2 protein-coding genes and 1 pseudogene are annotated in these 3,165 nt (G+C 43.3%); all 3 read left to right on the top strand.

Annotation, left to right across the window (positions count from 1 at the left end; genetic code table 11):
• Positions 1-969 (top strand): ATP-binding protein (locus KB557_RS10175; RefSeq protein ID WP_399218986.1); only part of this gene is annotated, 969 nt, incomplete at its 5' end.
• Positions 970-1,015: 46 nt separating this feature from the next.
• Entirely contained in the window at positions 1,016-2,632 is a 1,617-nt protein-coding gene (locus tag KB557_RS10170) for an HIRAN domain-containing protein (RefSeq protein ID WP_255133872.1), read from the top strand.
• Positions 2,633-2,742: 110 nt separating this feature from the next.
• Positions 2,743-3,165 (top strand): annotated as a pseudogene (locus KB557_RS10165) (hypothetical protein); the annotation flags it as partial.

The raw sequence follows: 3,165 nt of genomic DNA, 5'->3' as shown, positions 1-3,165 counted from the left end.
TTTAAAGTTAAACAAACACTTACCCACACAGCAATTGCATGCAAACAAGCAGAAACAGATCTAGATTTCGCTCAGCTCACTTTGCAAAATTTTCAGAAAAAACGATTGGCTGATTCCAGCCAACTGAAAGTATTAGAAGCTGAATGCAGTGACAGGCAAAAGCGTTATGATGAATTAATCATTATTAATAGCAGCCGTGAAATACTGCTTGATAAAATTTCTGCATTAAGTTCTGATCTAAAGCAGGCAGAAGAACAGTTGAAACTATTAGAGGCGCAAAGAGCAGAATGTGGCAGTAATGATAACAAAAAAGAACTTGCTGCACTACCGCAGCAGATAGATGCCCTGCAGCAACAAATTGAGCAATTAATAGATCAACGAGGTGCAGCCAAGGAACGTTGCGACAACATCAGTAAAAATGACCCCTTTGCAGCTATTGAACAAGCAAATGCTCTACTTGAGATAGCTCATAGCGACTACCAGAATCTCAAGCGAATTACAGATGCCCATAAGCGTCTGCAAGAGCTATTTATGGAAGCACAGGCTGATCTATCTAGTCGCTATAGCGAACCTCTTGCACAATCGATCAACAGCTACCTGCAACCGCTAATGCCCGATGGGCCCATTGCCCAGCTGAACTACGACCAATACAAGGGCTTTGGCGGGCTACGCCTACGGCGTGGCAAAGAGTTCTATGACTTTGATGAACTAAGCGGTGGCATGCGTGAACAACTAACAGCAGCGCTGCGGCTTTCCATGGCTGATGTACTTAAGGATGCAAATGATGGCTGTCTACCGCTGGTATTTGATGATGCATTTGCAAATTCTGATCCAGCTCGAATCGATAGTATTAAAAAGATGCTTAATACTGCAGTAGATCGAGGTTTGCAAGTAATTCTGCTCACCTGTGATCCCACAGCCTATGGATCATTTGGCGAGAAAGTGTGGGATCTAGCTAAAAACTGTTAACTGGGATTGGCTTGTCTAGTCTGAACAAGCCAGCAGCACTAGGTTCATGTCACCCACAGGCAACCTATTCAAGCGACTGCAGCACTTGGATGAATCAGGCAGCGCTGAACGCCTTTCGGCCAGAAAAAAGCGTCAAGATAAAAGCAATGCAGAAATACTTCAAACATTTCTGGCCTACAAGTTAGATCACGCATCAGAAAAGATGCAACTCGGCATTGGGATTGGTGATCCCCTTACGCTGTTGCATGAACCGAGCAATGAATGGGATCCAAATGCAGTAAAGGTATTTTGGAATGATCAATGCCTTGGTTATATACCTAAAGACATGGCTGCATTAATTGCCGCTGAAGTGCCAGAAGTAGCAACTGGATTGGATGCTGTTGTAACAGGCTTAACAACTACATCATTGCGAGATGCTTTCCGATTACAGATTTCAATTCCAATTGACAATGCCAGTCGTCGCCTAAGAGGTTTGGGCGTAACTAGTTCATTTGCCTGGGATTTTGATCGTACAAGTGGTGCAGACAAGCTAAGACTGGTAATAAATTGTACAGAAACTGCCTTTCGTGAATTACAACAACTGCTTGCTGCTAGTTATGATGTTAGCAAAAGAGGTTACAGCTACTACCCAACGCAGGATGGCCGTCATTACCCGTGGTATCTAAGTATTACAGATAGCAATAATAAAGCACCAGATAGCGAAAAAATAGAACAATTAATTCGTTCTTTATTTGGTGTTCCAAGTGAAGCAACTCGCATTCTTGAAAGGCAGGAAAAATTAAAAGAACTACAGGCAATAGAAGAAGATATAAATAAACGTCTTGATTCAAGTAGGGCAGAGGAACGTCGGTTGCGGCGTGAATACGAATTCAATAAAGCTGCCTGGGAGCGACGTGCAGAAAAAGCGCAGGCCCAAGGAGAAGAAGCAATTGAATTAGCAGAAGACCTTGAAAATGAATTAAAGCAAGAAATGGATCTTAAAGATCAAGAATTGCAGCTTGCTTTAGCAGAAAATCGTTCTTTAGAAGATCAATTAGAACAGATCACAACAGAACACGATGCAATGAAATTGCAGCTGGCATATCTTGAGCAGGTTGCTCCAGTTTCTGGGCAAAATGATTTTGGCTATACGCCATGGCGTAACAGTAATGAAGAAAATACTCCAGAAGACCTAAATAGTCGCTTGCTATCAAGTTTGCGTTCTATTGCAGGGAAAGAGCGTTTGAAACCAAGAAGCTGCCTTGAACTAGTAAGTGAACAACTTTGTCCGGGAACTTTATTAATACTAGATAGTGCTTGGAGTTCAGCGGATCAAGCGCGTGGATTTGAATATGGAGATCAATTATTTGAATTACTTTGGTTGCTTGCTACGAGCTTTAGAACAGAAAAAATAGCCGGTACACCCGATATTATTGCAGGTAGAGTATTTGGATCAGTTAACTATGCACCAAGGGAATCGCAAACAATTGAGCGCAACCCAAAGTCAAGGAGAGAGCGCACATTTAATTACGCCAACAAAACAGTGGAGATGTGGCAACATTTAAAGATCGGAGCAAAGGATTCAGAAAACCAAACATTACGAATTCATTTTTGCTGGGATGAGCAGCTAACTCAAATTGTTATTGGGCATTGCGGTAAGCATTTATTTAATCCAAACCATTAATAAAAGCCATTCTAGGCCCCTCATGTCTGTTCATCCTTTGGTTATTCGCGCGTAAATTGCACCAAATAACTGCGAAATTGAAAACATATATGTAACTCCTAGTCAATCCCATGCCTGCCACCGTTAAGGACGCCGCTGCTGCTCGCCGCCAACTACTAGCTTCTCAGCTCCTGCGTGGTGAGGAGGTGATGGTGACTCAACAGGGCGCTATTCAGCTCTTAAGTGATAAAGGTATTTCTGAAGTTGCAATAACCGTGCCCGAGGGCAAGCTCGCTGCACCCTCCCTGTACTGGTACGAAAGGGACCCAGAATTGTTTCAAGTCGAGCTGGAAGCTATGAACCACTTCTTTCCGCAATTTCGACCTGATCGCCTCATCGATAACCGCATGAGTTGGCTTGGCTCTCTTGCCAGTGGTATTCCTGGCAGTCAACGCATCTGGCATCTGCAGTTGGTTTATGACAACGACCACCCCCATGGAGAAGACTACGGAGGCTCAATCACTGTGTTTTCGATTGAACCCAATCTATCTGCT

Origin of the sequence: Synechococcus sp. Cruz CV12-2-Slac-r (genome assembly GCF_024346075.1) — a bacterium.
Taxonomy (GTDB): Bacteria; Cyanobacteriota; Cyanobacteriia; order PCC-6307; family Cyanobiaceae; genus Synechococcus_D.
The sequence above is the reverse complement of the archived record's forward strand: the minus strand, read 5'-3'. Positions and strand labels throughout refer to the sequence as shown.

What these genes read in the sequence shown, in the direction of transcription:
- KB557_RS10170 (WP_255133872.1), top strand. Translation starts at nt 1,016, where the DNA reads ATGTCACCCACAGGCAACCTATTCAAGCGACTGCAGCACTTGGATGAA.